Annotated in this window: 27 protein-coding genes and 1 tRNA gene; 21 read left to right on the forward strand and 7 right to left on the reverse strand. The window is 52.7% G+C overall.

Features of this window, described 5'->3' with window-relative positions:
- The first annotated feature begins 273 nt into the window (after positions 1-273).
- From METAL_RS20750 to METAL_RS10230, 5 genes are all read left to right on the forward strand, one after another.
- On the forward strand, positions 274-720 hold the full coding sequence (locus METAL_RS20750; RefSeq protein ID WP_157203465.1) for a hypothetical protein: 447 nt from the start codon (positions 274-276) through the stop codon (positions 718-720).
- Positions 721-951: 231 nt separating this feature from the next.
- On the forward strand, positions 952-2,520 hold the full coding sequence (locus METAL_RS10220; RefSeq protein WP_005372070.1) for a hypothetical protein: 1,569 nt from the start codon (positions 952-954) through the stop codon (positions 2,518-2,520).
- A gap of 37 nt (positions 2,521-2,557) precedes the next feature.
- The gene (locus METAL_RS10225) at positions 2,558-2,824 is read left to right on the forward strand and encodes a hypothetical protein (protein ID WP_040578324.1); all 267 of its coding nucleotides are present in this window, start codon (positions 2,558-2,560) and stop codon (positions 2,822-2,824) included.
- A gap of 194 nt (positions 2,825-3,018) precedes the next feature.
- Entirely contained in the window at positions 3,019-3,228 is a 210-nt protein-coding gene (locus METAL_RS20755; RefSeq protein WP_213069360.1) for a hypothetical protein, read from the forward strand.
- Positions 3,229-3,251: 23 nt separating this feature from the next.
- Positions 3,252-3,716: a hypothetical protein gene (locus METAL_RS10230; protein ID WP_005372071.1), complete on the forward strand. Its 465-nt coding sequence runs from the start codon at positions 3,252-3,254 to the stop codon at positions 3,714-3,716.
- Here METAL_RS10230 and METAL_RS10235 read toward each other — a convergent pair.
- Complete coding sequence (locus tag METAL_RS10235; RefSeq protein ID WP_005372072.1) at positions 3,692-4,378, reverse strand: recombinase family protein; 687 nt, start codon at positions 4,376-4,378, stop codon at positions 3,692-3,694. The genes METAL_RS10230 and METAL_RS10235 overlap by 25 nt on opposite strands.
- A 160-nt stretch (positions 4,379-4,538) precedes the next feature.
- Here METAL_RS10235 and METAL_RS10240 point away from each other — a divergent pair, with 160 nt between their 5' ends.
- From METAL_RS10240 to METAL_RS10255, 4 genes are all read left to right on the forward strand, one after another.
- Positions 4,539-4,955 carry a hypothetical protein gene (locus METAL_RS10240; RefSeq protein WP_005372073.1) on the forward strand — a complete coding sequence of 139 codons (417 nt, stop codon included), beginning with the start codon at positions 4,539-4,541 and terminating at the stop codon, positions 4,953-4,955.
- A complete protein-coding gene (locus METAL_RS10245; protein ID WP_005372074.1) occupies positions 4,948-5,274 on the forward strand; it encodes a hypothetical protein in 327 nt (108 codons plus the stop codon). Before METAL_RS10240 ends, METAL_RS10245 begins: the two co-directional genes overlap by 8 nt.
- Positions 5,264-5,833 (forward strand): helix-turn-helix domain-containing protein, encoded by a 570-nt coding sequence (locus METAL_RS10250; protein WP_005372075.1) that lies wholly within the window; start codon positions 5,264-5,266, stop codon positions 5,831-5,833. Before METAL_RS10245 ends, METAL_RS10250 begins: the two co-directional genes overlap by 11 nt.
- A gap of 161 nt (positions 5,834-5,994) precedes the next feature.
- Complete coding sequence (locus METAL_RS10255) at positions 5,995-6,762, forward strand: hypothetical protein (RefSeq protein WP_005372076.1); 768 nt, start codon at positions 5,995-5,997, stop codon at positions 6,760-6,762.
- On the opposite strand, the gene METAL_RS20760 is transcribed toward METAL_RS10255, so the two are convergent.
- Positions 6,749-7,105, reverse strand: coding sequence for a hypothetical protein (locus METAL_RS20760; protein WP_213069361.1), 357 nt, complete (start codon positions 7,103-7,105; stop codon positions 6,749-6,751). The two genes, METAL_RS10255 and METAL_RS20760, sit on opposite strands and share 14 nt — an antisense overlap.
- Before the next feature lie 295 nt (positions 7,106-7,400).
- Here METAL_RS20760 and METAL_RS10260 point away from each other — a divergent pair, with 295 nt between their 5' ends.
- A complete protein-coding gene (locus tag METAL_RS10260) occupies positions 7,401-7,592 on the forward strand; it encodes a hypothetical protein (RefSeq protein ID WP_005372078.1) in 192 nt (63 codons plus the stop codon).
- 10 nt (positions 7,593-7,602) lie between these two features.
- On the opposite strand, the gene METAL_RS10265 is transcribed toward METAL_RS10260, so the two are convergent.
- Positions 7,603-9,255: a DUF6538 domain-containing protein gene (locus METAL_RS10265; RefSeq protein WP_040578325.1), complete on the reverse strand. Its 1,653-nt coding sequence runs from the start codon at positions 9,253-9,255 to the stop codon at positions 7,603-7,605.
- Between the two features lie 14 nt (positions 9,256-9,269).
- Positions 9,270-9,360: transfer RNA gene (locus METAL_RS10270), tRNA-Ser, on the reverse strand.
- Between the two features lie 371 nt (positions 9,361-9,731).
- Between METAL_RS10270 and METAL_RS10275 the strand changes: the two genes are divergently transcribed.
- Together METAL_RS10275 and METAL_RS10280 are read left to right on the forward strand one after the other, a co-directional pair.
- Positions 9,732-11,882, forward strand: coding sequence for an adenosylcobalamin-dependent ribonucleoside-diphosphate reductase (locus tag METAL_RS10275; protein WP_005372082.1), 2,151 nt, complete (start codon positions 9,732-9,734; stop codon positions 11,880-11,882).
- A gap of 14 nt (positions 11,883-11,896) precedes the next feature.
- A complete protein-coding gene (locus METAL_RS10280; protein ID WP_005372083.1) occupies positions 11,897-12,583 on the forward strand; it encodes a TSCPD domain-containing protein in 687 nt (228 codons plus the stop codon).
- Positions 12,584-12,905: 322 nt separating this feature from the next.
- Here METAL_RS10280 and METAL_RS10285 read toward each other — a convergent pair whose 3' ends face one another.
- Positions 12,906-14,147, reverse strand: coding sequence for a hypothetical protein (locus METAL_RS10285; protein ID WP_005372085.1), 1,242 nt, complete (start codon positions 14,145-14,147; stop codon positions 12,906-12,908).
- A gap of 351 nt (positions 14,148-14,498) precedes the next feature.
- On the opposite strand from METAL_RS10285, the gene METAL_RS10290 reads away from it, so the two are divergent.
- Complete coding sequence (locus METAL_RS10290; RefSeq protein WP_005372091.1) at positions 14,499-15,908, forward strand: TolC family outer membrane protein; 1,410 nt, start codon at positions 14,499-14,501, stop codon at positions 15,906-15,908.
- Between the two features lie 222 nt (positions 15,909-16,130).
- Here METAL_RS10290 and METAL_RS10295 read toward each other — a convergent pair whose 3' ends face one another.
- Entirely contained in the window at positions 16,131-17,159 is a 1,029-nt protein-coding gene (locus METAL_RS10295; protein ID WP_005372093.1) for a zinc-dependent alcohol dehydrogenase family protein, read from the reverse strand.
- A 66-nt stretch (positions 17,160-17,225) separates the two neighbouring features.
- Positions 17,226-17,738 (reverse strand): Hsp20/alpha crystallin family protein, encoded by a 513-nt coding sequence (locus tag METAL_RS10300; RefSeq protein WP_005372095.1) that lies wholly within the window; start codon positions 17,736-17,738, stop codon positions 17,226-17,228.
- A gap of 147 nt (positions 17,739-17,885) precedes the next feature.
- Here METAL_RS10300 and METAL_RS10305 point away from each other — a divergent pair, with 147 nt between their 5' ends.
- From METAL_RS10305 to METAL_RS19955, 8 genes are all read left to right on the forward strand, one after another.
- Positions 17,886-19,469: a bifunctional aminoglycoside phosphotransferase/ATP-binding protein gene (locus tag METAL_RS10305; RefSeq protein ID WP_005372097.1), complete on the forward strand. Its 1,584-nt coding sequence runs from the start codon at positions 17,886-17,888 to the stop codon at positions 19,467-19,469.
- A gap of 549 nt (positions 19,470-20,018) precedes the next feature.
- Positions 20,019-20,171, forward strand: coding sequence for a hypothetical protein (locus METAL_RS10310; protein WP_005372099.1), 153 nt, complete (start codon positions 20,019-20,021; stop codon positions 20,169-20,171).
- A 9-nt stretch (positions 20,172-20,180) separates the two neighbouring features.
- Entirely contained in the window at positions 20,181-20,708 is a 528-nt protein-coding gene (locus METAL_RS10315) for a cupredoxin domain-containing protein (RefSeq protein ID WP_005372104.1), read from the forward strand.
- Positions 20,701-22,323: a b(o/a)3-type cytochrome-c oxidase subunit 1 gene (locus METAL_RS10320; RefSeq protein ID WP_005372105.1), complete on the forward strand. Its 1,623-nt coding sequence runs from the start codon at positions 20,701-20,703 to the stop codon at positions 22,321-22,323. Before METAL_RS10315 ends, METAL_RS10320 begins: the two co-directional genes overlap by 8 nt.
- A 2-nt stretch (positions 22,324-22,325) precedes the next feature.
- On the forward strand, positions 22,326-22,970 hold the full coding sequence (locus METAL_RS10325; protein WP_005372107.1) for a c-type cytochrome: 645 nt from the start codon (positions 22,326-22,328) through the stop codon (positions 22,968-22,970).
- A gap of 141 nt (positions 22,971-23,111) precedes the next feature.
- Positions 23,112-23,408 carry an antibiotic biosynthesis monooxygenase gene (locus tag METAL_RS10330; protein WP_005372108.1) on the forward strand — a complete coding sequence of 99 codons (297 nt, stop codon included), beginning with the start codon at positions 23,112-23,114 and terminating at the stop codon, positions 23,406-23,408.
- A 6-nt stretch (positions 23,409-23,414) separates the two neighbouring features.
- Positions 23,415-24,608 (forward strand): iron-containing alcohol dehydrogenase, encoded by a 1,194-nt coding sequence (locus METAL_RS10335; RefSeq protein ID WP_005372110.1) that lies wholly within the window; start codon positions 23,415-23,417, stop codon positions 24,606-24,608.
- Between the two features lie 26 nt (positions 24,609-24,634).
- On the forward strand, positions 24,635-25,429 hold the full coding sequence (locus METAL_RS19955) for a calcium-binding protein (protein WP_005372112.1): 795 nt from the start codon (positions 24,635-24,637) through the stop codon (positions 25,427-25,429).
- The last annotated feature ends 925 nt before the right edge of the window (positions 25,430-26,354 follow it).

A 26,354-nucleotide genomic window follows, 5' to 3' on the forward strand; every position in this document is an offset into this window, starting at 1 on the left:
GGTGCCTCTGCAGCGCGAGCTGCTTCGCAGCGCTTAGCGTACGATTTTTTCCATTTTCCGCGACGCCCCTATTACCCTTGCCATCCTTGGCAACTGGATTCCGGCAATCCATGCCGGAATGACGGCTTGATTTAATGGCAATGACGCAGCGGTACCCTAAAGGGCATGAGTGTGCAGTCGTGACGTGTGCGCCCACAGTTTTTTCTTATTGTCGGTATAGTTTATGGGTTAGACTTTGGTAGTGGCTCTCAATTGTGAGATAAAGTAGAGTAATTGCTACTGTTGACTTTTATTTTAATTGACTTCGCTGTTTCGAGGATTCTTTGGATGTGGTTTTTGCTGATAACCGTTGCCCTGACGGCCGCTTGTAGCGCCCCGCCCGATCGTACGGTGTGCGTGGAAGGCGGTCTGGCGAATGCCGAAACGCGCCCGGCCACTGGCTCCGACATGCCGCCGGTTACCGCTTTTGCGTCGCTGCCGGTCATCAGTCATTTACAATTGTCGCCATCGGGAAAATATCTGGCTTTTTTGCAAAATACTGGTGGCGAAACGCTGTTGATCACGCGCGCGAGTCCGAGGGGCGAAGACGGCGATCAACAAGCAACAAGTGCATGTAGTGCTGAAATCGGACAACGACAAATTCCGCTTCGCCGATTTCGAATGGCTCGGCGACGAACGATAGTAGGGTATGCTGTGCGTACCACAGCCACGGGTGGGTGAAACCGGTACGCACAGCGTACCCTACAACGCTGCTGTTTAAAGCGATATGAACCGAGAGGATGATTTTGTGTTTGGAGAATTTTCAAACAGTGGGGACGGGGTTATAAACCCCGTCCCGCTCAGAGTCGTTATTTTATGTGAACAACTCGGCTGGCCCGAACAAACGGATTGGTATGCGGGAAAGACTTTACCGAACCGCACGGGTTCGTTTTCATTTCCTCGGAGAGACTCATGAGTCCGATTTCCCTATCCCCCGCGCGGGCCTTAATCTGCATAGCCGCCTTATTGACCGGTTGCGCATCGAATGCGATATACCGGAGCAACTATCAGCCCTGTACCGTTTCTCCGGGTAATGCCTGCGAGCGAAACTCCCTACACATTTACAATCCGGGGGCAAATAACGAATATACCTTGGGTTTCGTCGAAATCGACGATCAGGGTCAGGTGCGCGACCGCAGGCAGATGCATGCGCTGCTGGACATGCTCTACTCAAAAGCTGCCCAAGAAAGCGTTTTAATGACCGTATTCGTGCACGGCTGGCATCACAACGCCAATCCAGATCCCCTGGATTCGAATATCGAGCGCTTTAGGGAAAACCTTGCCAGACTGAGCGACATGGAAACCGATCGCAGTAAGAAATTGGGCCGGCCTGCCCGCAAAATCGTCGGGATTTATGTCGGCTGGCGCGGTGAATCGATCGACGTGCCGCCGTTCAATTATCTTACTTTTTGGGATCGGAAAAATACCGCCCAGGATGTCGGCCATCTCGGCATCGCCGAACTATTGATAAAACTGGAAGAAATCGCCAATGTACGCAATGCGCTGAAGCCTCCGATCCGAAGCCGCCTCGTCGTGATCGGCCACAGCTTCGGCGGCGCCGTTGTTTACAGTGCGACTTCGCAAATCCTGGCCAGCCGCTTCATAGACAGCCAACAGGGCAAAGCCTATACAGGAGACGCAAAAGGCTTCGGCGATTTGATTGTCCTGCTGAACCCGGCATTCGAAGCGCTGCAGTACTCGCCTTTCTACGACTTGGCGCAGTCGCGCTGCAGCTACTTTCGGGGACAGTTGCCGCGTTTGGCGATTCTGACCTCGGAAGCCGACGACGCGACCGGCATCCTGTTTCCGCTGGGCCGGATATTCTCGACGCTTTTCGAAGAACACGACGATCTGGTGCGAACCGATTGCAAACATATGCTGAAACTGGACGAAGGCGAAGCCGACCGAAGCACGGTAGGTCATTACGAACCGCTGATCAGCCATACCCTGAAGCCTTTAAAAGACGGCCAGTCCATGCTGGCCGCGACTTCCGAAACGATGGAAAACATTTGGGACTTACAAACGCCAGGCGGTTCGACCCGTTTCGACAACATGGTGCTGACGCATCTGAACAGGACCGTTCCGCAAAATCCTTATCTGAATATCCGGGTCGACAAAGAGATCATCAATGGACACAACGATGTTTTCAACGAAAAGGTGATGCAGTTCATTCGTTTGCTGATAGAGCTTTCGACGGTAGACGTCGATGACGATCGCGACAACGTGGTGAACGGTTACGACGAATGCCCCGGAACAGCGGAACAATCGATTGTAAACGACAAAGGCTGCGCAATCGACCAGCTATGTTCTTGCGATGTGAACTGGAAAACCCCGGGCGACTTTATCAGCTGTACATCTCTCGTCTCGGGCGGTTTTCTCCGCGAAGGACTGATCGGCAAAGACGAGAGGGCAAACATTTTGTCCGCCGCCGTGCGATCCGGTTGTGGAATAAAGTCAAAAAAGGCGAGGCATTCAAACTGAAACGCAATCCCTGAATCCGATTACTTCATCCGTAAACTTGAAATTACCGACTGCATTTCAACGCTTCAAAACCGGCAAGGCGTCTTTCTTGCCGCTCAAGGCATTACAGTCCAGCATCGTGCAAGCTTATGTGGCTGTGACCCTGATGATGCCATCATTGGTTTTTATCACGCTCACTTACTTGTTGCGGAATTATTCGCTGTGGTGGGCAAAGCACTGGCTAGAAACCCAGGAAGCTGTTGATTTTTATGAGTATAATGGCGGAGAGACAGAGACTGTCCGTGCAATCACCATAACCAATTGATTTTGTAGCTCATTTTGTTAATTAGAAAGAGAGTTTTGTAGCAAGTCTCTGCTACAGCCTCATTGTATCGCTGGCTCTAACGAAAATCCACCATTTAAGCACGATTGCCAGCTTTGTAATCATTGGCTGACAGACTTTCTCAACCGAATGTCTGATAATTGCCCCCCTTCTTAATACTCATAATAACAATATCAATGAAAAGAAAATTTTCACTATTGCCGGTGTTGGCAGTAGCGTTCCTTATCTCAGGATGTGTTGCCACTCAATATGAAAAATCTATAGCAGTAGCAAAGGACGCGAACGGAAAAATTGTCTCTACGACCCTTACAGAAAGAGTTATCCAGCCAAATGGGCAAGGTTATCCAGTTAAATTTGAATATTTGCATGGGGTCCAATCAAATTGAGGCTCTTTCAACCAGAGGATTAAATGAAAAAATTAATTTTGGCGATGCTGATGACTCAACCCTTTGCTTCTCAAGCGGATCAGGCTTCTTATGTAGAAATTGGTGGGGGCAAAATCGCAATGCTGGTTATGGATTCGCCGCTCTGCAAAAGTGAAGAATGGTCACAACAGGTAGTGGTAGGCTGTCCGCAGCCGGGCGAGAATGCTTTTTATGTGCCTACCGCTCTGATCTTCGGCAAAGACGGCAGTTTGGTTAAGACCCTACCCTTCTTTGACAACAAATGCGTCTATTATTATCAGACTCTTGCACGCAGTGGTCAAAAGCTGATCGTAATGGCGAGGGTCGGGGAGTTTGCGTCTGATACCATTTCATATCCTGATTGCCCGTTCGATGCCGGGACGCTATTGCGCGAGGTGCGCGATATGCAGAATGGCAAGCTAGTTAGTCAAACCGTCTTGCAAAACTACCGGACAACATTGATTCCTTGAGCAATTCTGGACATTACCCGTTGCAACTGAATCAGTGACCACTCACCGCCCCGCGCGGTCTTAATACCAAGCTTATTCAGCTCGTCACACATGGCGCGTTGAGACAATCCACGCGCCTTCATTCCTTCGATAACACCCTTCAGCTTACCGGCAAACTCTTCGGCGGCTTGCTGGCGCTCCTCAATGTTCGGTTTCAAGTTGGCTGCACCGGCGGCACCCAGAACGACACCACGCGCCTTAGCGGCTGTCAGAGCGGCCTTAGTGCGTGCGCTGATTTGGTCCCGCTCATGTTCGCTCATGACGGCGTGAATCTGGATCATCGTTTTATTGGCGTGAGGCATATCAGCGGCCATGAACTCGACGCCACTCTCGATTAAACCACTCACAAAATGAACGTTACGGGCCAGCCGGTCTAATTTTGCAATTACCAGCGTTGCCTTCATTTTCTTGCACTGTTCCAGAGCCGCCCGGAGTTGGGGGCGGCGTTCCAGTGCGTTCGCCCCCTTGCCGGTTTCAATTTCGGTAAACGATTCCACCAATTCCCATCGTCCGCCATTCAGATAAGACATTACGGCAGATTCCTGAGCTTCCAGCCCAAGACCGGATTGGCCTTGCTTTTGAGTGCTGACCCGATAATAAGCGATGAATTTACCGTTTGCCATGATGTTTACCCCTATGACTACATTACAAGATGAACGTTTAATATGTAGTCAAGAATAGCGAACAGCCTATATTTAGTCAAATAAATAACTGGACGTCCATTAAATAATATGTAGAATATATATTTGTAATGTATTGTTTTTAAATATCTATAAGGATTTTATGAAAGAGAAAGAGCTCAAAAAGAGAGGCGCTAAGCCATTACTTGAAGGCAGAAATCTGTCCTTTGCAGAAATTAAGCAGCGGCAACGAGCAAAGGACAAATGTCTTCATGATGCAATGTGGGAGGCTGGATACATCTGTCACAGAGTCTACTTGCACCCGGAGCAGATTAAAGAGCTCAGTCGCTTGAGTTGGGGAGCTGGTGTTGGTCAATTTGACATGACGAACCCAACGAACCTTTCCGCCTATCTGTTTCACCTAATTCGAGCGCATTTGAAGCAGGCTGGTGTTGAAAATGACAATCTGCCGGACAAGTCACACCACGTAGAGGCATTTAAAGCAGCAGAGCGCAATTATCAGCAATGGAAAAAACAGCACATTGAAAGCTTGAAAAGTGGAGAAGTAATTGATGATTGACTCAACCAAACTCAGACCGTCTCAGGTGGCCGTATTGATTTACGCATGGCTCAAACGGCATCGATACGACATCGACTTTAAAAACGATATTGCGATGTTACTGGCTGAGAATAGGCGAATCGGCAGACGCTCGAACGTTCTTAAATACGGTCGAATCCCATACACGAAAGGGCTTGACGGCAAAGCCTATTATGATTGGGCCGATATCAAAATGCTTATCAAAGATCGTCTGGAGCCCATCTGTAAGGAACTTGAGCGTCAACGGCTTGAGAAAGCCGCCAAAGCGGCGAAAGGAGCGCGTCTACCGTATGCGACCTAAAACCTCAGACGAACTCAAGCGAGCGATCACATTACGGGCGGCAGGCTGGACACTGTCAGCCATTGTGACCGAGACCGGCATCAGCGCTAGCACGCTCCAACGCTATTTCAGAACGCACGGCGTCGAGCGCGGCACGATCTCGACAGAAGCCGTCGAACAGGCAAAGCAGCGGTTACTCAGCGATGCCGGTTTTATCGATGACCTAAAGCACCAGATAGCGGCCTCGATAATCGATGACCTATCACTGGTGCGCCAGCTACGGGAAACGCTGGCGCTCTCTCTCGAAGAGTTGGCGGGCGACCCTACCACCCCTGCCACCCTTAAGGCGCGATCACTGGCCGCACTGTCTACCAGCCTCAAGATTACGCAAGATGTGTCAAGACGCGCACTTAGAATAGACAACAACGATTCCCTGAATGGTATACAAGAGCCCACGCGATTGATTATCGAGAAGATGACTGACGAAGAAATGCAGGCGGCTCAAGATCGTTTCAAAGAGGACGAAGACGACGATGAAACGGAATTACTTAATGATGACTTGGTATCGATGGAAGACTGACCGGCAAAAAGGGGAAGTCTTAGAGCACGGCGGCGATGCGGAATACCATCGTTTCAACATCGGGCACCGATTTTGAAAATCAGGCCCAGACATAAAAAAGCCGATCAGGGCGGCAACCCGAAACCGGCTATTGATCCAACAAAACGAGCGGAAATTATAGCATGGGCAATGACCCAAAAGTGACAAAAAAGGAACGAAGAAGGGCCGAAAATCGTAAAAAACGAGCAGGCGCAAACGCACGGCTGGCAAGGGCTGCGACCCTCTCAATGAAGGTCGAAAATTCGGGTCATATCTGTAAGAAAGATTTATCTTTCTTCAAGGCGACATTCTTCAATGCCAAGCCACTACCCTATCCCCGACTGAACCCATTACATAAACTCCTGTTGTGTCAGTTCATCATGCACGCCCGGCAAGACAACATGCAACCCACGCCGTTCGTGTTTCGCCTTCCGCTGCACCTTCATGGAATGGACGCCACCGCACTAAATAAAAAGCTGTATCGCAAGTTATCAGACACCCTCAACAGGAAGCCCCTTCTCTGGACAACGAGAGAACATGAAAATAGCCTCGATAAAACAATCACCCATATCAACGGCGAAATCTTGCTGTATCCCGGCGAACTTGAAACCGTCAAACACGCTTTTAAGGAAATTTTCGGAGTTGCCGCTAAAGGCGTCAAGCACGCGATCCGATCCCCTTTAACCGACCGAAACAAATTAATTCAGCAGTTTGGCGAATTTTACACAATCTATAACTGGCCAGGATATGCCACAAAACAAGACTGGCAGCGGGATATGTATCGACGCAGAAGAAAAATCGCGAGACAGGACTACCGGCCTGAAGTTGGCAAATATCACTACATTTCACAAGAGCTAAACAAAATGGCGTCAGGCATCTATTGTGAGTTAAAAACTTTCAATTCTGAGTAGCAGAAAAATACCAATTTAGTAGCTTTTTGAAGCTCTCTAAGGAATCGACTTTCACACAGACACCCTTACCCCCTCTGAATCTTGAAAAGCTCGCCTCCCATGAGTCGCCGGCTGGTATCTTTGAATACTTAGTCACACCATCAATATGAGTATTGTAGCTATTCTCAAGCCTAACAAGAATCATGTTTTTTCTTTTATAAACACCAATTTGGCGTTTATAAAGTGTGTGCCCAAAAATTTGAGATTTCCAGTCTTCACTGACTCTTCCGGTATTTATCCATTCCAAATTTAAATTTTCTAAATTATCTTTCAAATATTTAACGACGTGGTCTGTTTGATTCATTGATATCTTCTTAGAAAGGATATTGATATTTAAGAAATAACACTAAATCAATATAGACCAATTGCTTGATTACAATGGCGCGGCTTTACCTCAACAGCAAAACCAACCTGACGGCGGATAACGAGACAAAAAGGCAAGCAGAAGCACTTTACGGCCTTTTAACACCAAAATAATCGGCCTAAAAATAAGTCACAACATACTTAACTAACTGATTTTCAGAAAAGATAACTGCTTGCTTACTTCGATTTTCATTTGCTACCATCCCCGCTCCACAAACAAAGCCAGAGAGGCACAAATGATTATCTCAGCAATCACCTTAGACCAACACGCCGACATTTACGAAGCCATGACCAACCGGCAGACCCACCACGCCGGTTCTGAGACTTTCTACACCGGCCATCACCCCGAACTCGACACCATCGTCATATTTCAGAATGGTGCCAGCGACAGCGCCACGTTGATCGAAATCGGCAAGTTTTCCCGGTAACGCGGGGGCATTACGAAGCCCGCCTATGATTTTTAAAAGTGGGCTTCACTGGCTTACAAAACGGAATATCGAACTGCAATTTTTCGATTGTCGCTTTCTTATCCGCCAGCGGAATTACAAGCTCCTCATCATCGATGTAATCCATAGTCACGGCAGGTAAAGCCCTGCCGGTTTCGTCCATCAGATCGTTTTCATGACCAACGATTGATAGCATATCTTTAATGAATTTACCCCGATAAGCTCGTGTTAGCGCTGTTTTTCTGAATGCGTGCATACCCGTTAGCTGTTTACCCTTCGTCTCGTCACGAAGTCCTACGTCGGCGATAAATCGCACGAAGTCTTTACCAGCATTCGCACCGGCTCGACCTCCAGCAACTTTCCATTGCGGAAACAGCCTTTTATACCTTGCCTTTTTAAGGCTCTCAACGTAATCCAAAAAGCCAAGATCAATTAGCTTTGAATGAATCGGAATAACTCTTTTGGCCGCTTCGGTTTTAGTTGATTTACGAACATCTTCATCGGCTTCAGTATCTTCTGTGATGTGAAAATACCAAACGTCACCTTCCCCATGCACAATGTCAGTAAATGGATTTAACTGGCATATCTCATTGACTCGCGCACCGCTGTAAAGCCCGATCACAGGTAGCCAAAATTTATGAACATCAGCACCGGAGTTACAATACCCCTGCATTTTCTCACAAGTGAACACCCGTAACAGTTCTGCATCTTTAAATGATCGTTGTGAACGTTCCTTTTCTTTCCGATTGCCGGAATATTTGACTTCATTTATGTAAACGCCATCGAACGCACCTTCATGCAATGAGCGAGCCCATTCAATCAGTTGCTTAATCGAACTTTTATAATTTTTAAAATTCTTGTTGTGATGGTGCGCAAAGTTGGCAAAAAAGCGGTTTATATCGACGTGTTTTATTTGGTCAATCGGTTTATTGCCAATGAATTCGAGAAATTTGGATAGCGCGGTTTTATGCTTTTTGAGCATCCCGATTTTGCTTTGGTCATATTGCGCCATAAAAGTGGCAATGGCGGAGGATAGCATCGGCACTTTGCTTGGGGATGTCGTTTTAATTGGCTCGTGTTGAGCTTGTGGTGCAGCTACTTGCTGGCTATTGACCAGCTTATCAAAAGCTTCCGCTCTTGCTTGCAGTTTTGCCAGCCTCAACTCTTCCTGATGGCGTCCCTCCTGAAGATCGAATGCGATATCCTTTCTCTTTAACGCTGCTATAGCTTTAAGTGGCAACCCGGTATTTTTCTTTTTCGCCTCTTCGGCGGCTTTGGATAGATCAAATCCTTCGCTTTGTCTTTTCTCTTCGAGGCGCTCAATCAAATCCTGTATTAGATCGTTTCTAAGCTCTTTTTCCGCCATAAGCTCATCAATATAGTTGAATAATAATTTCGCGTCACTGGCGAGCTTATACGCGGCAGGAACGGCATTGCTTAAGTTTTGGGTATTGAGAGATTGGGTAAACTCGCGAACGGGAAGAACCGAACGAAGTCGAACAGGAACGACAATTCGAAAATATAAGATATTTCCGCGCCGGTAAAGATGGGGGCATTTAGGCATATCGTAGCTATTTTTTGTAACAGCATTTTGTAGCAAACGCTGTTTATGAGCTACGACAGGAAAAATTATTTTCCTTTTCAATCAGATAGATATGATGGCGGAGAGACAGAGATTCGAACTCTGGGTGGGCTACAAACCCACGACGGTTTTCAAGACCGCTGCCTTAAACCACTCAGCCATCTCTCCGTGAGCCGGTTATAATAACCGATTCGGATATTATTGCAAGTCCCCTGCCCTGCTTTTTCTGACCCGGACGCAACCATTGCGGCCGTTTTTCGCTCTTGGAGCGGCACAAGCCAGTCATTTTTTCCGGCCGTCCCCCCAGCTTGCTCGATTCTCTACTTTGATTCTAAAAGCCTTTTTTCAAGGCGTATTTTTTCCGTTTCGGCATTCGGCGAACTTTCGGTTCTTTTTTCTTTCAAACACAATATATTGTGTTAGCATAAACACAAGTATCCACATATAGACATTCTTTCGGCGATTTCCCCCTTCTTCTAACTTGCTGATTTAATGTTATTTTTACTTTCCTTTATCCACGACTAAGCAGAGAGATCGCCATGACAGCACTTCTTCATGTCATCCCCAACACCGTGACCGACATCCCCTATCAAGATGCCTCGCTCGACATCTGGGATACCAAATACCGCTTGAAAACCAAAGAAGGCACGGCAATCGATGCGACGATGGACGAGACGTATCAACGGGTCGCGAAGGCGCTCTCCGAAGTCGAAATCGGCAAGCCGAAGCAGGAAAAATATTACAAGGAATTTCTTTGGGCGCTGCGCCAGGGCGCGATTCCGGCAGGCCGGATCGTGTCGAACGCGGGCGCGCTGGAGCACAAGCCGGCGACCTCGACGATCAACTGCACCGTGTCCGGCATGATCGCGGACTCGATGGACGACATTCTCGCGAAAGTGCACGAGGCCGGATTGACCTTGAAAGCCGGCTGCGGCATCGGCTACGAATTCTCGACCTTGCGCCCCAAAAACGCCTATGTTTCGGGCGCCGGCGCCTATACATCCGGGCCCTTGTCGTTCATGGACATCTACGACAAGATGTGCTTCACCGTCTCTTCCGCGGGCGGCCGCCGCGGCGCGCAGATGGCGACGTTCGACGTCGGCCATCCCGATGTGGTCGAATTCATCCGCGCCAAGCGCGAAGACGGCCGTTTGCGCCAGTTCAACCTGTCGTTGCTGATCACCCGAGAGTTTGTCGAAGCGGTCAAGAACGACCGGGGGTGGCCTCTGTCGTTTCCGCTTACCGAGAAAGAAGTGAAGGCCGACAGGCTGGACCTCAGCGACAGCAAGCAGATCATCTGGCGCGACCTGCCCGGCAAGGACGGTTATATCGTGAACAATGACGGCTTGGTCGCCTGCCGGATCACCAAGACGATGCCCGCGCGCCGTCTGTGGGACATCATCATGAGCTCGACCTACGACTACGCGGAACCCGGCTTCATCCTGATCGACAAGGTCAACGAAATGAACAACAACTGGTTTTGCGAAAACATCCGCGCGACCAACCCCTGCGGCGAACAGCCCCTGCCCCCTTACGGCAGTTGCCTGCTCGGCTCGATCAACCTGACCCGTTTCGTAGTCAAGCCGTTCACCGGCGAAGCGCATTTCGACTGGGACGCCTACCGCAAGACCGTCCGCATCTTTACCCGGATGCTCGACAACGTGGTCGAAATCAATGGACTGCCGCTGCAGAAACAGCGCGACGAAATCTTCGGCAAGCGCCGCCACGGGATGGGTTATCTGGGCCTCGGCTCGACCCTGACCCTGCTCGGGATGAAGTACGGGGATGCCGAATCGCTGCGCTTCACCGAAGAAGTGACCAAGGTGCTGGCCGTCGAAGGCTGGAAGGAAGGACTGGCGCTGGCGAAGGAAAAAGGCCCCGCGCCGATCATGGAGCAGCTATTTACGGTGACCGGCGAAATGCTGCACAAGCGCCCCGAAATGATCGCGGACGGCTACAAGATCGGCGACCAGGTGCCGGGCAAAGTGTTGCACGCGAAATACAGCCGCTACATGCAGCAATTGGCCGATGTCGAGCCCGGCCTGGTCGCCGAACTCGTCCAGATCGGTTCGCGCTTCACGCACCATAGCTCGATCGCGCCGACCGGCACCATTTCGCTGTCGCTGGCGAACAATGCCAGCAACGGCATCGAGCCGAGCTTCGCGCATCATTACTCGCGCAACGTGATCCGCGCCGGCAAGAAATCGAAGGAAAAGGTCGACGTGTATTCGTTCGAACTGCTGGCCTACCGGGAAATGGTCAATCCGAACGCGATGCCTTACAGCGACGATCCGGGCCATAAGCTGCCGGATTATTTCATCGCCGCCGACGACATCACCCCGAAGCAACACGTCGACATCCAGGCCGCCGCACAACAATGGATCGATTCGTCGATCTCGAAGACCGCGAACGTGCCGACCGACTACCCGTACGAAGATTTCAAGTCGATCTACGAATACGCCTACGAAAAAGGCCTGAAAGGCTGCACGACCTTCCGCTTCAATCCGGAAGTGTTCCAGGGCGTGTTGGTCAAGGAAAAGGATCTGGAAAACACGACCTACCAGTTTACGCTCGAAGACGGTCATATGGTCGAATTCAAAGGCAACGAGGAAGTCGAATACGACGGCGAAATCCATACCGCCGCGAATTTGTTCGATGCCTTGAAAGAAGGCTATTACGGCAAATTTTGATCCAGGATACCGATATGACACACAAAATCACCAAAAAGATCGTCGGCTACAAAGTGCTGACCCAGGAAGACAAAGCCGCCGCCGAACAGGCCGCGACCGAAGCGAAGCAGCGCGACGTCGAGCGCATGCACGAAAACCTGGAGCGCCCGGAAGTGCTGGTCGGCTCGACCTACAAGATCAAGACCCCGCAGTCCGAGCATGCGCTGTATATTACGATCAACGACATCATCCTGAATCCGGGCACCGAGCACGAAGAGCGCCGCCCGTACGAGATCTTCATCAACTCGAAGAACATGGAGCATTTCCAGTGGGTCTTGGCGCTGACGCGGGTCATTTCGGCCGTGTTCCGGAAAGGCGGCGACGCCACCTTTCTGGTGGAAGAATTGAAAGCGGTGTTCGACCCGCGCGGCGGTTATTTCAAGAAAGGCGGCGTGTTCATGCCGTCACTGGTCGCCGAAATCGGCCATGCGATCGAAGCCCATATGAAACACATCGGCATGATCAAGCCGGAAGGCCTGACCGACCACCAGAAAGAACTGATCGACGAGAAGCGCCGCGAATTCGAAGCATTGCACGGCTCATCCAAAGGCCAGGCCTTCCCCGAAAAAGCCGTGCTCTGCAACAAGTGCAGCACCAAGGCGATGGTGATGATGGACGGGTGTATGACTTGTTTGAATTGTGGGGAGAGTAAGTGCGGGTAATCGAGCCGTAGCTACTGGTTTCGATCTGTTTGATATCTTGTTGAGAATAGTGCAGAATCCAGCCAAGCAGGGTACGCTGCGCGTACCATTTTCAAACCGTTCCGTTAATTTTTGTCCCAAAAAGGTACGCGCAGCGTACCCTACATGGTTGAATTCATTTTCGGCGCCGATGTTATGTTCCGGGCGGACCGTTTTTCTTTACGGAGGGGACGGAACGGCGGATGGAAATGAGAATTTCCGCGTAGGGTACGAGGTGAAAAGGTACGCACAGCGTACCCTACCGCTCGTAGCGCATCTGTCGTCCAGCCGGCCTCGGTTCCTCTCAATCCACGGTTTCCGTCCAGAGACATCTATCCGTAACCAGTTTGTCGGTCTGTTGGTTGCCGATGCCTTTGGCGATCAACGCAATCACTCGGTCGTCGGTATCATAGCCGATATGCGCATCGAGCGGATTGGCCAGTTTGCCGAGACCGAAAGCGTCGAAAATGGTCGCCACGTTGATATTGATATTGGTAACTTCGACGCAAAGCCGCGAATCCAGGTATTTTTCGACAAAACCGTGCGGAATCGCGTAGCTCAACAGATCATTCGGATCGCTGAAGGCGATGATCGAAGTTTTGCTCAACATGCGGTTTTGATATTGCTCGCCCGTCGGTTCGCAATAGGCCGGTTTTTGATTCGCAATGTCGGGCAATTTCCGGCCCAGTTGTAGCATGGGCAATTGATTCGACATCATGTAAATCGGAATTTCCTTGCGTTTCAAGGCTTCTCTAAAGCCCGGGTCGCGGTCGTGGATCAACGAAGCGATACGCTGCATGCCGTCTATCGTGATGCGGCTGCCCAGGCTGTGCGAGATGATCGCGAATTCATCGTGGCGCACATTCGCTGCCAAGGTACCCTCATTAAGCGAACAAGACTGCATCGCATCATTCGGCAGATCGCTCCAGCCGCCTCGGGCCATCCAGCAAAAAGCCTGGGCGAACGAGACCAGAATGTCTTCCCGGCTGTCTCCCAGGTAAATGATCGGATCCGGGCCTGTGTCGTTCGAAAACTTCTTCATCAAATCGTTGATTTTCGCCCGCCGGAATGAATATTCGCCGGAATTGTCGTAGGCCAGCACTTCCTTTTGCGGGGCGGTAATCTTCGACCAGGTCAATTCATAAAACAGCAATTCATTTTTTCTATCCTTGCTGAGCAGGCGATGGATGCGCAAATTGCCCAGATTTTTGCTCTGATCGCCGCGATTGGTCAGCGTAATGTTTTTGGGGTGCGCAGATTGAATGGTCAACTCCAGTTTTTGAGCCAGCTTCTCCAAAAACTGGGTTGAATAGCCCGGCAAATGATCGCCGACGCCATGCACCATCAATACTTTCATTTTTCCTTTCGGATTGTTCAGGTAAGGCACCAATCCGGCAAACGGTTTTCCCCATATTTCACAAACGCGGGTATCCGCGGTCTCTTGTTTTTCCAAATACGCTTCAACCATGCCCTTCCCTAGGCTGGCGCAGCCGCCAATGTGGACCGCCGCGACAATTAACATGATTTTTTTCGATAAACGCTTCATTATTTAATTCTGATTTTTCGTAGCTATCACTTTGGAGATACGCTCCGTTCTCTTTTCGCCAAGAAGAGAATAACGATTGCGCACAGGTAAACGAATAAAGCGGCCTGAATGCCCGGCCCCTCGGTGCAGGAATCAAAAACAACGGGTAACCGGCATGGTTAAAGCGGGCAGTAAGAACCAAACCTGTCCATTATAACAAGCGCCAACGGATTCTCCGCCTTATTGTCCCCTTTCTGCGCTCTCCAAAGTACGGAAAAAACGTAGAAAGCAGGGATAAAAAATGACGATCCATGACTAAAACAGGCGTATTTCTGATATTTTATTACGGGCTATCGATCAATATCCTGAGTCATGGAAACTTTTGTTTTGCCATTTCGGACCGCAGCTATAAATTTCGTCTATCCGCTAGTGGTGCTGACGGCCCTCTGCGGAGGTCACTCGGCCGGAGCGCAAAGCCTATCGGAGATTGCCGATCTTGCTCTGCAAAACGATCCTAATTTGAAAAAGGCCGAAGCCGAACGGTCGGCTCGCGAAGAGTTCAGAACACAAAGCCTGGCCCGATTTTTTCCATCCGCTTCCGCAGTCGGCGGATCGAGCCTGGAATTTTTGCACAACAAAAAGGCGAAAGGATTCACCGGCTTCGGCAACGGCGACTTCCGCGGCCCGCAGGTCGATCAGGAATACTGGAGCCATACGTTCGATTTGAACGTGACTCAGCCGGTATTTCATTGGGACCATTGGGTGCAACTGAGCCAGTCCGAAAACGTGATCGCCCAGGCCGAAGCCAACTACCGGGCCGAGCTGCAAAATCTGCTGACAAAAACCACGCAGGCCTATTTCGATGTGCTATCGGCCCGGGATAACCTTGAATTTGCGATGGCCGAAAAAGAAGCGATCGCACGCCAGCTCGAACAGGCCAAACAGCGCTTCGAAGTCGGCATCGCCGCGATTACCGATGTGAACGAGGCGCAGGCCGCTTTCGACCAGGCGCTCACCGGCGAAATCGAGGCAGCCAACCAGCTGGACAATCAAAACGAAGCGCTCAAAGAAATCGTCGGCGAACGGGAACTGGTGCTCGACCTGCTCGGCGAACGGCTGCCTTTGAAGAAACCCGAGCCGGCCGATATTTCCAAATGGAGCGAGACCGCCGAACTGAATAATTTCGAGGTGATCGCCGCTTACAACGAAGCCGAATCGGCGCGCAAATCGATCGAGATTCAACGCAGCGGACATTTGCCGCAACTGGACATCGTCGGCGCTTACAGTGTTTCGGATGTAAACAGCAGCTTCGGTTTTCGGGGCGACACCCAAAACATCGGCCTGCGCTTGAATGTGCCGCTCTTTGAAGGAGGCGCGGTCAATTCGAAGACCCGCCAGGCTCAATTCGAATTCGAGGCCGCCAAAGAAAGTTTGTCGGCGGTCAGGCGTTCGATTACGCGCCAGGTCAAGGATGCTTACCGCGGCGTGATCACCAACATCAGCCGCGTCGAGGCGCTAAAAACCGCTGTCATGTCCTCCGAGACCTCACTGGAAGCGTCCGAAGCCGGCCTCGCGGTCGGAACCCGCACGATGGTCGACGTATTGAATGTGCAAAGAGATCTGTACAAAGCCAAACGGGACTATGCGCGGGCGCGTTACGACTATTTGATCAACAGCATCAAACTGAAGCAGCTGGCCAGCAATTTGACGGCAGACGATCTCGATCGGATCAGCAGTCTGCTCTTGCCGGGCGAGAAAGCGGTAGATAAAACGCGACCTTGACCGAAGCGCCTGCTAGAGCATTTTCGCTTTGGGTCTATGGCCTTCGTAAGGAAAGCGCGTTATTCCGGCAGAGCCTGCCCCGGTCAGGGATTGAGACGGTAGGGTACGCTGTGCGTACCTTTTGACATGGATGGTACGCACAGCGTACCCTACGGGGCTGGACTTAACGGCAGGGCACCTTTCAGAAAGTGAGGACTTCCCTACACACGATATGAAAATGCGCTAACCGATCCGCAGCACTTTGGCGCCGCGAATCCGGCCGGCCTTCAACTCCGACAGTACCTGATTGGCCTGCTCCAATGGGTAAATCCGGATTTCCGGTTTTAGCCGCATGTCCGCCGCAAGCTGTAAAAATTCGGCGACATCCCGCCGCGTGATGTTGGCGACGCTTTTGATTTCCTTTTCGCGCCACAGGTGTTCCGGATAGTCCAACGCCAGCAGATGATGCCGGTCGTCTTCCTTGCGGATCGCATTGATCACGAGGCGGCCGCCGGCTTCCAGATTCACCAGGGCGGACACGATCGGCGCCCAGACCGGCGTGGTATCGATGATCGCATCCAGTTTATGCGGCGCAGTCTGGCCGCTTTCTCCCGCCCACACGGCGCCCAGTTCGATCGCAAACCGGCGTTCTTCGGGGCTGCGCGCGAAAACGTAGATCTCGCTTTGAGGAAACCGGTAGCGGGCCATCTTCAGTACCAGATGGCCGGAGGCGCCGAATCCGGTCAGCCCGAGCCGGTCGCCGTCCTGAATGCCGGTCAGCCGCAGGGAACGGTAGCCTATCGCCCCCGCGCATAATAAAGGCGCCGCTTCCGCATCGGAGAATTCCGGAGGAATCGGATAAACGAAATGAGCGGGCGCGACCATGTATTCGGCATAACCGCCGTTCGCGTCGCGCCCGGTTGCCAGGAAATCAGGGCACAGATTTTCATTGCCTGCGCGGCAGAACTTACATGCGCCGCACGCGGAAAAAATCCAGGCCACTCCGACTCTATCGCCGGATTTGAAGGTGCCGCTAACTTGCTCCCCGGCCGCGACGATATGCCCTACCGCCTGATGCCCGGGGATCACCGGCAAATTCGGCGGCGGGGTTCGGCCTTCGATTTCATCCAGTTCGGTGTGGCACACTCCGCAGACCGAAACCTTGATCAAAACATCCTTTTTTCCCGGCGCCGGTACCGGCAGTTCCATCAACACCAGCGGCTGCGGATGATCGGCCAATTTTCCGGTGCGCGTCAGAACCATGGCTTTCATGACCGATCGCTTCCTCTTTAAAATTAATGGGCTGGCGGGTGGCCGAAACCGCCCGTATGATTTCCGTCAATGAATCTCGATACGCTTCCGCTGCGTCTTTTCCAGCTTGGGTAATACGATTTCGAGGATGCCGTCCTTGAACGAAGCCTTCGCTTGATCGGAGTTGACCTGACACGGCAGCGACACGGTTCTTTGAAATTCGCCGCGGCTGATCTCGCGCCGGCAATATTCGCCGCTCTCCTGCTTTTTTTCCTGTCTGGTGGACGATTTGATCGTAACCGTCTGATTGGTCAACGAAACATCGAGATCTTCTTTCTTGACCCCCGGCAAGGCCGCGTGGACTTTGATTTCGTTGTCGTTTTCAATAATATCGACCTTCGGCACCTCCATGCTCAAAGGAAAACTCATCAAGGGGAATCTCGGAAACTTGACGTCAAAAGGATTCAGCCAGCGGCGCGACAGCATGTCGTCGAACCAGCGGTCGAAATCTTCAAAAGCCATCAGGCCGCGCCCGGTTTCAGTTTGGGAACCTTGGCTGACAATGTCTTTGTTTTCTTGAGTTTCTTTTGATTCTTTCATATCCGTTACTCCATACTGTAAGAAAATAAATCAATCGATTAGAAAAGAACCGGCTCGGGATCGAGTAAAAAACGATGGACAGCCCGTTTTTTCAACCGGTAAAGTAACTTATTCCGTCCCGCAAAAACATTCGTAAAAATACCTAAAATGACATCGACCTCACACGAGCCGGCTTCGCAGCTCCCCGAATCGAAACTGATCCAGGGGTTGATGTTCCCCGAAGCTTACCCGCATTCGGCCGGAAATATCCGCTTGATCGAAACTCACATTTCCTGGGTGCTGTTGACCGGCGAATATGTGTATAAAATCAAAAAACCGGTCGATTTCGGCTTTCTGGACTTTTCGACGCTGGCCCGGCGCCGCCATTTCTGTCAAGAAGAACTGCGCCTGAACCGCCGGTTGGCGGCCGACTGGTATCTCGAAGTCGTACCGGTTACCGGCACTTATGAAAGGCCCCGGATGGGGGGTAACGGCGCGGCGATCGAATATGCGGTAAAAATGCGCCAGTTCCCGACAGCGGCGACGTTGAAAGACCGGGGCAAATCCGGCCATTTCGGACAAAACGAAATCGACCGGATCACCGACCTGCTCGCCGATTTTCATGCGCGCATCGCCAAAGCCTCGGGCGATTCCCCTTATGGCGACAGCACGGATATCCGTCACTGGTTCGAAGAAAACTCCATCCATCTGCGGCCCCGGCTGCAGAACCCCGGCAGAATCGCACAGTTGCAGGCGATCGAAGACTGGGGGCTGGCGGAGTGGCAGGCCAAAGCCGGACTGATGGAACAGCGTAAACACTTAGGTTTCGTGCGCGAATGCCACGGGGATATGCACCTTGGCAACATGACGCGGGTCGACGGCGAAATCGTGCTGTTCGACTGCATCGAATTCAATCCGATGCTGCGCTGGATCGACGTGATCAGCGAAGCGGCCTTCCTAATGATCGATCTGCTGCATTTTGGACTCGACGCGCTGGCCTTCCGTTTTATCAACCGGTATCTGCAACGCACCGGCGATTACCGGGGGGTGGCGCTGCTGCGCTATTATCTCGTCTACCGAGCGCTCGTGCTGGCCAAAGTCAGCCTGCTGCGTGCCGAACAGCAGCACGATTCCGGGCTGTGGGAACAAAATCATGCCGAATACGGCGTCTATGCGGATCTGGCCGAACGCTTTACCCGAATGTCCAGCCCCATGCTGCTGATTACGCACGGGTTTTCCGGCTCCGGCAAATCCTATTATGCGAGCCTGCTGTCCGAACGGATTGGCGCCGTGCAGATTCGCTCGGATATCGAACGTAAACGGATCTTCGGGTTTAAAGCCGATCAGGGCACCGGCAGCGCCCCGGATAGCGGTATCTATACCGAAAATGCCACGCAATCGACTTACGAAAGGCTTCTTGCCGAGGCTCGAACCGTGCTCGAATCCGGCCTGACCGCGATTGTCGACGCGACCTTTTTAAAAGCCGCCCAGCGCGCGCCATTCCGGCAACTGGCGTCAAGCTCCGGCGCGCGCTTCAGGATTCTGGATTTTCAAGCGGCCGATCAGGTGCTGGACGAACGCATCCGGCGGCGCCAAGATCGGAACGATGCTTCCGAAGCGACGATCGAGATCCTGCGGCGGCAACAGCAAACGGCCGAAGCCTTAAGCCCGGAAGAGCGAAAGGACGCGGTAACGGTGGATTCGGCCGACGAACGGGCGCTGGAGTTTCTGCTTTCCGCCCTCTCCGAATGAAACCGTGCCGATTTGCTGAAAATCAACCGATTTATTTTTTTATTCAGGGCAATCGCGCTATATTCACAAAGGGCGTCATTCCGGCAATCCCTACCGGAATGACGAGCACCGTAGGGCGTTTTCGCGATAGAGACTGTGAAAGTATTCGTTTTTTGAAATTTTCTACACAATATATAGTGATTAAAAATTTCAATAGGCTCAATATATGGATACCGGTCTGAAAGTTTCTGAATACTTTCACAGCCTCAATAGCAAAACGCCAACCTCTTCAAAGCCTGGTGGATTGCCTGGCGGCGAATCCACCCTACCTACTCTCCGAATGAAACCGTTCCGATTTGCTGAAAAATCAACCGATTTATTTTTTTCATACGAATCATCGATATAATCCGCTCCATTTCAAACCGTACGCAATTTTCGCTTCTAAATGATTTCCGGCTATATCGGAATCGATTGGATACGTGTAATATAAAATTGCATTACAAATCGTGTTGTTAATCAGTAATATTTTTTTCAACCGGTTCTATTTCTACCCTCTTGAGACAATAGGTTATGAGCGAGTTAAGCGAAGAAGAGCGGCAAAAAATTCTGGAAAGTTCTCCGGTCGGCACCTGGGCTTTATTGCTGATCGTCGGCGGCGCCATGACGCTGGCCTGGCTATTCATCTATTTCGGCGTGTTTCTGCCGCGCGGACCTATCGGCTGAGGAGGCCTTATGCATATCGATCGACTGGAAAAAAGATGGGCGACCGTCTCGCTCGGGATCGCCGGCCTGTTCGTGTTGGTGATTCTGGGCTCTGCGTTTTTTCAGGGTATCCACGCGCCGAGCCACATCGAAACGATCGACTCCGCTTCCCTGCATTTGAGCGGGGAGTTTGCCGAAGACAAGCTCGGAGTCCATGAAGATGCGGCCGGCAATATTACCGTTCGGATCGTCGCGGGCCGTTACGGTTTTTATCCGCAGGATATCGTGCTGCCGACCGACACGCCGCTGACGTTCCGGATGGTCAGCCAGGACGTAATCCACGGCGTGCATATCCCGATGACCAACATGGGCACCATGATCGTGCCGGGCTATGTCGCCGAGGTCAAGACCGTGCTGCATCAGGCGGGCGCGTACCCATTGATCTGCAACGAATATTGCGGAATGGGCCATGCGCATATGTGGAACAACATCAAGGTGATCGGCAAGGCGCAGTGGGCAGCCCTCAAACACTCCCAAGGAGATGCGAACCATGAATAATGCCGTCGAAAAACAACTGGCGCTGTCCCATTTCTGGGTCGCGTTTATCGCCTTCGGGCTGGCCTGCCTGATGGGCATCTATCAGGTGGTCGAGCGCAGCGGCTTCATCCCCGCAATTCAGTCCCGCGAAGTCTATTATGCATCGACCAGTACCCACGGCGTATTGATGGCGTTCGTGCTGACCACTTTTTTCATCATGGGTTTCGGCTATTACGTCGCGACGACCACGCTCAAGCTGCCGGTCTGGAACAAGACGTTCGCCTGGGCCGGTTTCTGGGTGTCGCTGCTTGGCGTCGTATTGGCCGCCCTGCCTCTCCTGACCGGCGCGGCCTCGGTGCTGTTCACCTTCTATCCGCCGATGCAGGCGCACGTGCTGTTCTATATCGGCGCGACGCTGCTGGTCGTCGGATCCTGGTTCTGGTGCGTCGAGATGCTCGTCATGTACGTGCAGTGGAAAAAGGCGAATCCGGAACGGCCGGTGCCGCTCGCGATGTTCGCGACCGCCGCGAATGCGATCCTCTGGCTCTGGACCAGCGTCGGCGTAGCGGTCGAAGTGCTGTTCCAGTTGATCCCGTGGGCGCTCGGCTGGATCGATACGATCGACCCGGGCCTTGCGCGAACCCTGTTTGCCTGGACGCTGCATCCGATCGTGTACTTCTGGCTGATTCCGGCCTATATCGCCTTTTACTGCCTGGTGCCGAAACAGGCGGGCGGTTATATATTCAGCGACGAACTGGCCCGGGCCGCTTTCATCCTGCTGGTGGTATTCAGCCTGCCGATCGGCTTTCACCATATCTATATGGACCCCGAACAAGGCCACGGCTGGAAAATGCTGCATGCGATCGGCACCTTTGTGGTGACCCTGCCGACCTTCATTACCGCCTTCACGGTCATCGCCTCCCTGGAAATCGCCGGCCGCCTGAACGGCGGCAAAAACCTGTTCGGCTGGATCGGCGCCCTGCCCTGGACCAATCCCCTGGTGCTGACAATGATTCTGTCGCTCCTGATGCTGATCCTGGGCGGCTTCGGCGGCCTGATCAACGCCAGCTATGCGATGAACGTGATGGTGCACAACACGGCCTGGATTCCGGGGCATTTTCACCTGATTTTCGGCGGCACCACGATTATCATGTATTTTGGGATCGCTTATTATTTCTGGCCGGTATTGACCGGCAAACCGCTGTTTTCGCACGGCCTGGCATTGATTCAGCTCTGGGCCTGGTTCATCGGGATGGTGATCCTGACGACGCCCTGGCACATTCTCGGCCTGCTCGGCCAGCCGCGGCGGATCGACAGCGTCCATTACAACAATCTGCTGACGCTGTCCTGGGAACCCTATGAAATCACGATGATTTTCGGCGGACTGATCCTGGTCGGGTCGGCCGGCCTGTTGATCTACAATCTCGCCAAGACCCAACTTAACGCGACCGAACCCTACGAGGGCGAAATCGAATACGCGGAGCCGATTCGTCCGGTTCAAACCCTGCCGGCCTACCTGAACGGTTTTACGCTGTGGAACTGGGTGATTGCGGGATTTATGCTGGTCGCCTTCGGTTATCCGATCGCGCAGTTCTTTTTAATGAAGACCTACGGCTCCAGTCCTTGGGGATACTGAGTATGAACAGATTATGGCTCTCTCTGATTCTGGCGGCACCGGCACTCGCAAGCGCCGCGCCTTCCTCCCGGGTTGCGTGGACCGCAGAGCAACTCAATTTCGTAAAGGGAGGCAATGCGCAGAAAGGCCGCGAACTGGCCGCGACCTGCACCGCCTGCCACGGCGAAATCGGCATCAGCGAAACCCCGGACTATCCGTCGCTGGCCGGCCAGTTGCCGACTTATTTATTCAAACAATTGCAGGACTATGCGGACGGCAGCCGCGACAACCCGCTGATGGCCGGAATCGCGAAAGGACTCGGCAAGCAGGACATGGCCGATCTCTCGGCGTGGTTCGCCTCGCTGCCGCCGCCCCCCACCTCTTATGGCAAAGAGACGCTTAAAAGCGCCGAAGCCCTGGTGAAGCAAGGCGACAACGAGCGTCTGCTCGTTCCCTGCGAAGTCTGCCACGGCAATAACGGCGAAGGCCAGAAACTCGACATCCCCGCGTTGGCCGGACAACAGGCCGAGTATCTGAAAGCCACTTTGACCGCTTTCAAGGACGGCAGCCGCCATAACGACGTTTACGGTAAAATGCGTTTGATCGCGAAAACCCTGACCGAAAAAGAAGTCGAAGAGTTGAGCGTTTATTACCGAAGCTTGAAATAGCCTTTCCGAATTCCGGCGCATCCAGTTTGGGGAAAAACTTCTTTTCCCCGAACCGCCGGATTTCTTGCGAAAATTCGGTAAAATCGAAAGCCTTGCGTGCAGTATAATGGCAGCCCTGTTCATTGTTGTTAAGGTGAAATCATGCACGTTACCCTGGTCCACGTTCAGGTCAAACCCGACCGCATCGACGATTTTATTGCCGCCATCCGGCTGAACCACGAGGCTTCCATCCGGGAACCGGGCAACCGCCGTTTCGATGTCCTGCAGTCTCCGGAAGACCCCGCCCAATTTATTCTGTACGAAGCCTATGCAGCGGCCGAAGACGCGGCAGCTCATAAAGAAACCGCTCATTATCTGGCCTGGCGCGACATGGTGGCGGACTGGATGGCCGAACCTCGTCAGGGCGTCCGTTATCACGGCCTGTTTCCAAAGGGGTAAAAGCCTATGCCCTTTGCTCCTTTTTCGATCTCGCGCCTGCCGCGCATCCATTACGGCAGCGGGCGCATCGGCGAAGTCCCCACGCTGGCTGCCGCCTATGGCCGTACCGTTTTGGTGGTGACCGGTAAACACTCGTTTTGCGGAACGCCGCGCTGGCGGGCTTTTATCGAAGAGCTGGAAGCCAAAGGCTTGCGCTGGCTGCATTTTACCGTTTCCGGCGAACCGTCGCCGATGCGGGTCGATGAAGCAGTAAGCCGGTTCCTCGGCGAAGGCGTCGAGGTGGTCGTGGCGATCGGCGGCGGCAGCGTGCTCGATGCGGCCAAAGCGGTCGCGGGCCTCCTGCCGCACGGCAATTCGGTGATGGACCACCTCGAAGGCGTCGGCAAGAATGTCCCTTACCGGGGCCCGAGTACGCCGTTTATCGCCGTGCCGACGACCGCCGGAACCGGCAGCGAGGCGACCAAAAACGCGGTATTGAGCGTGCAGGGGCCGGACGGTTTCAAAAAATCGTTCCGCGACGAATGTCTGATCCCCGAATACGCGGTGATCGACCCCGATTTGCTGGCGAGTTGCCCCCGCGAACTGATCGCGGCAGACGGCATGGATGCCTTTACCCAGTTGCTGGAATCTTACGTTTCGAGCAAAGCCAATCCTTTTACCGACGCGCTGGCCTGGAGCGGAATGAAGGCTTTCAAGGAAGGTTTTTTTTCGGCATGGGAAGGGATTGAGCCGGCCGCAGGCCACGGCCGAGGCGCAATGGCTTATGCGTCTCTGCTTTCCGGCATTACCCTCGCGCAAGTCGGCCTGGGCTCGGTGCACGGCTTGGCTTCCCCGTTGGGCGCCTATTTTCCGATTCCGCATGGGGTGGTCTGCGGCACGCTGGTGGCTGCCGCGACGCGGATCAACATTGAAGCGCTGCAGGCGCGCGAACCGAATCATCCCGCCTTGGTCAAATATGCCGAAGCCGGACGGCTTCTCACGGGACGGAATGAAATGGACGATTCGTCGGCCCGCTCGGCCCTGACCGAGCTTTTGGCCGAGTGGAGCGAACGACTGGAACTGCCGCGCCTGAATCGTTACGGTATCGGCGCCGAGGATTTTCCGCTGATCGTCGCGAACAGCCGAGGCAGCAGCATGCAGACCAATCCGATCGTACTGACCGATGCCGAAATTGAAACGATTCTGACGGCCCGGCTTTGAGTATTCAGTTTTAAACGGAGTTGTCTATGTTTTCCCATAAATTGATGAAATCCGCTTGCGTCCTGGCGGCGTTTGGCATTGTCGCGTTGAGCAACAGCCCGGCGGCGTTCGCCAGATCGCTGATTCCTCACGATTGCAGAAAAGCCGCGAAAAAAGCGGGGCTTAATCCGGCAGACGCGATTTTCGTTCAGTCCAATACGCCTTATACGGGCGGCAGCGGCCCCGAACTCATTATCGGCACACGAAAACGCGATCTCATCACGGGTACGAACAATGGCGATGTCATTTGCGGAAATGGGGGCAATGACAGCATAAACGCCCTGGCGGGCAATGATATTGTTCTCGTCGGTAGCGGGGCGGATTCGGTCGATGGCGGAGACGGCGATGATGTCATCCTCGGCGGCGGCGGCAACGACAGTTTGTCCGGGGAGGATGGCAACGACACGCTCGAAGGCAACAATGGCAACGACTCCCTGGACGGCGGCAACGGCGACGATACCTTGAACGGCGGTAACGGCAAAGATTTGCTGGACGGCGGTCCGGGTTCGGACATCCTCAACGGCGGCAACGGCAATGACCAACTGGGAGGAGGCCCCGATAACGACGTTCTGAACGGCGGCAATGGCGCCGATTCGTTGACCGGCGGCGACGGCGACGACATATTGAATGGCGGCAACGGTCCCGACGATCTGGACGATGACGCCGGCTTCGAAACATTCAATGGCGGACTCGGCAACGATGCCATCGACGACATCGACGGGGCCGATCAACCCAACAGCTTTACCGGAGCGGTAGATCGACGCGATTCGCCTAACCGGTGAATGACCGGTCTACAGGATGAACCTCCGATCAGAAAACCCGCTTCGGCGGGTTTTTTATTTCCGCATTTTTTCATTTCCACGCTGCCGTCACGACTACAGGGATGCAGCTCTTGTAGGGCGGATTCGCCGCCAGGCAATCCGCCATAGCCTTTGAAGCCTGTTGGCGTTTTGCTATCGCGAAACGCCCTACAGCTCTACATGAATGCAGTGTGTATCTTGTAGGACGGGTTCGCCGTTAGGCAATCCGCCTCACTTTGAAGGCTATTGGCGTTTTGCTATCGCGAAAACGTCCCACAGCTCTTACTCATCGTCTAGCCATTTAAGTGTTGCTTAATTTCATTTTATTATGCAAAATCTACCTCAATAAGACCGGGAGGCGCATCAATGGCGAACGATACCCGGAGTGCGCTTCACTGTGTTCAGCTCTTGTAGGGCGGATTCGCCGCCAGGCAATCCGCCGCGCTTTGAAGGGGGTTGGCGTTTTGCTATCGCGAAAACGCCCTACAGCTCTCGTTCCCACGCTGGAGCGTGGGAACGAGGAAGCCGGGTTTCGTACCTCAACCCGGCGGCTTACGACTCAATAAAGGCTACGGACTTATTCCGTTACCGCGAAAATTCGTCGGTTCGTATGCAATAAATGAAAAATACCTGGAATATACTTTCACGATAAGGTAAATACGCCCAGTGCCGTTAAGTCATATCCCAGTAATTTCCTAAAAGCTTGCTTTATGCGCAAGCTTTACTATGCTTAGGGGGGCATCACTTGACAGATGGCTGTAAAGCACAGCCCGATTGAGTCGAGCAAGCTTTTTGCGCCGGATCTCCATCCCCGTTGTAATTTCGAATCATCGCCATAGCGGAGCATGATCGCCGTTTTGACTTCGGCCGTCATCCCGTCCGCGCAAGGCAGGCGTTTGCTTTGTTA

The sequence above is a fragment of the Methylomicrobium album BG8 genome (assembly GCF_000214275.2).
Taxonomy (GTDB): domain Bacteria; phylum Pseudomonadota; class Gammaproteobacteria; order Methylococcales; family Methylomonadaceae; genus Methylomicrobium; species Methylomicrobium agile.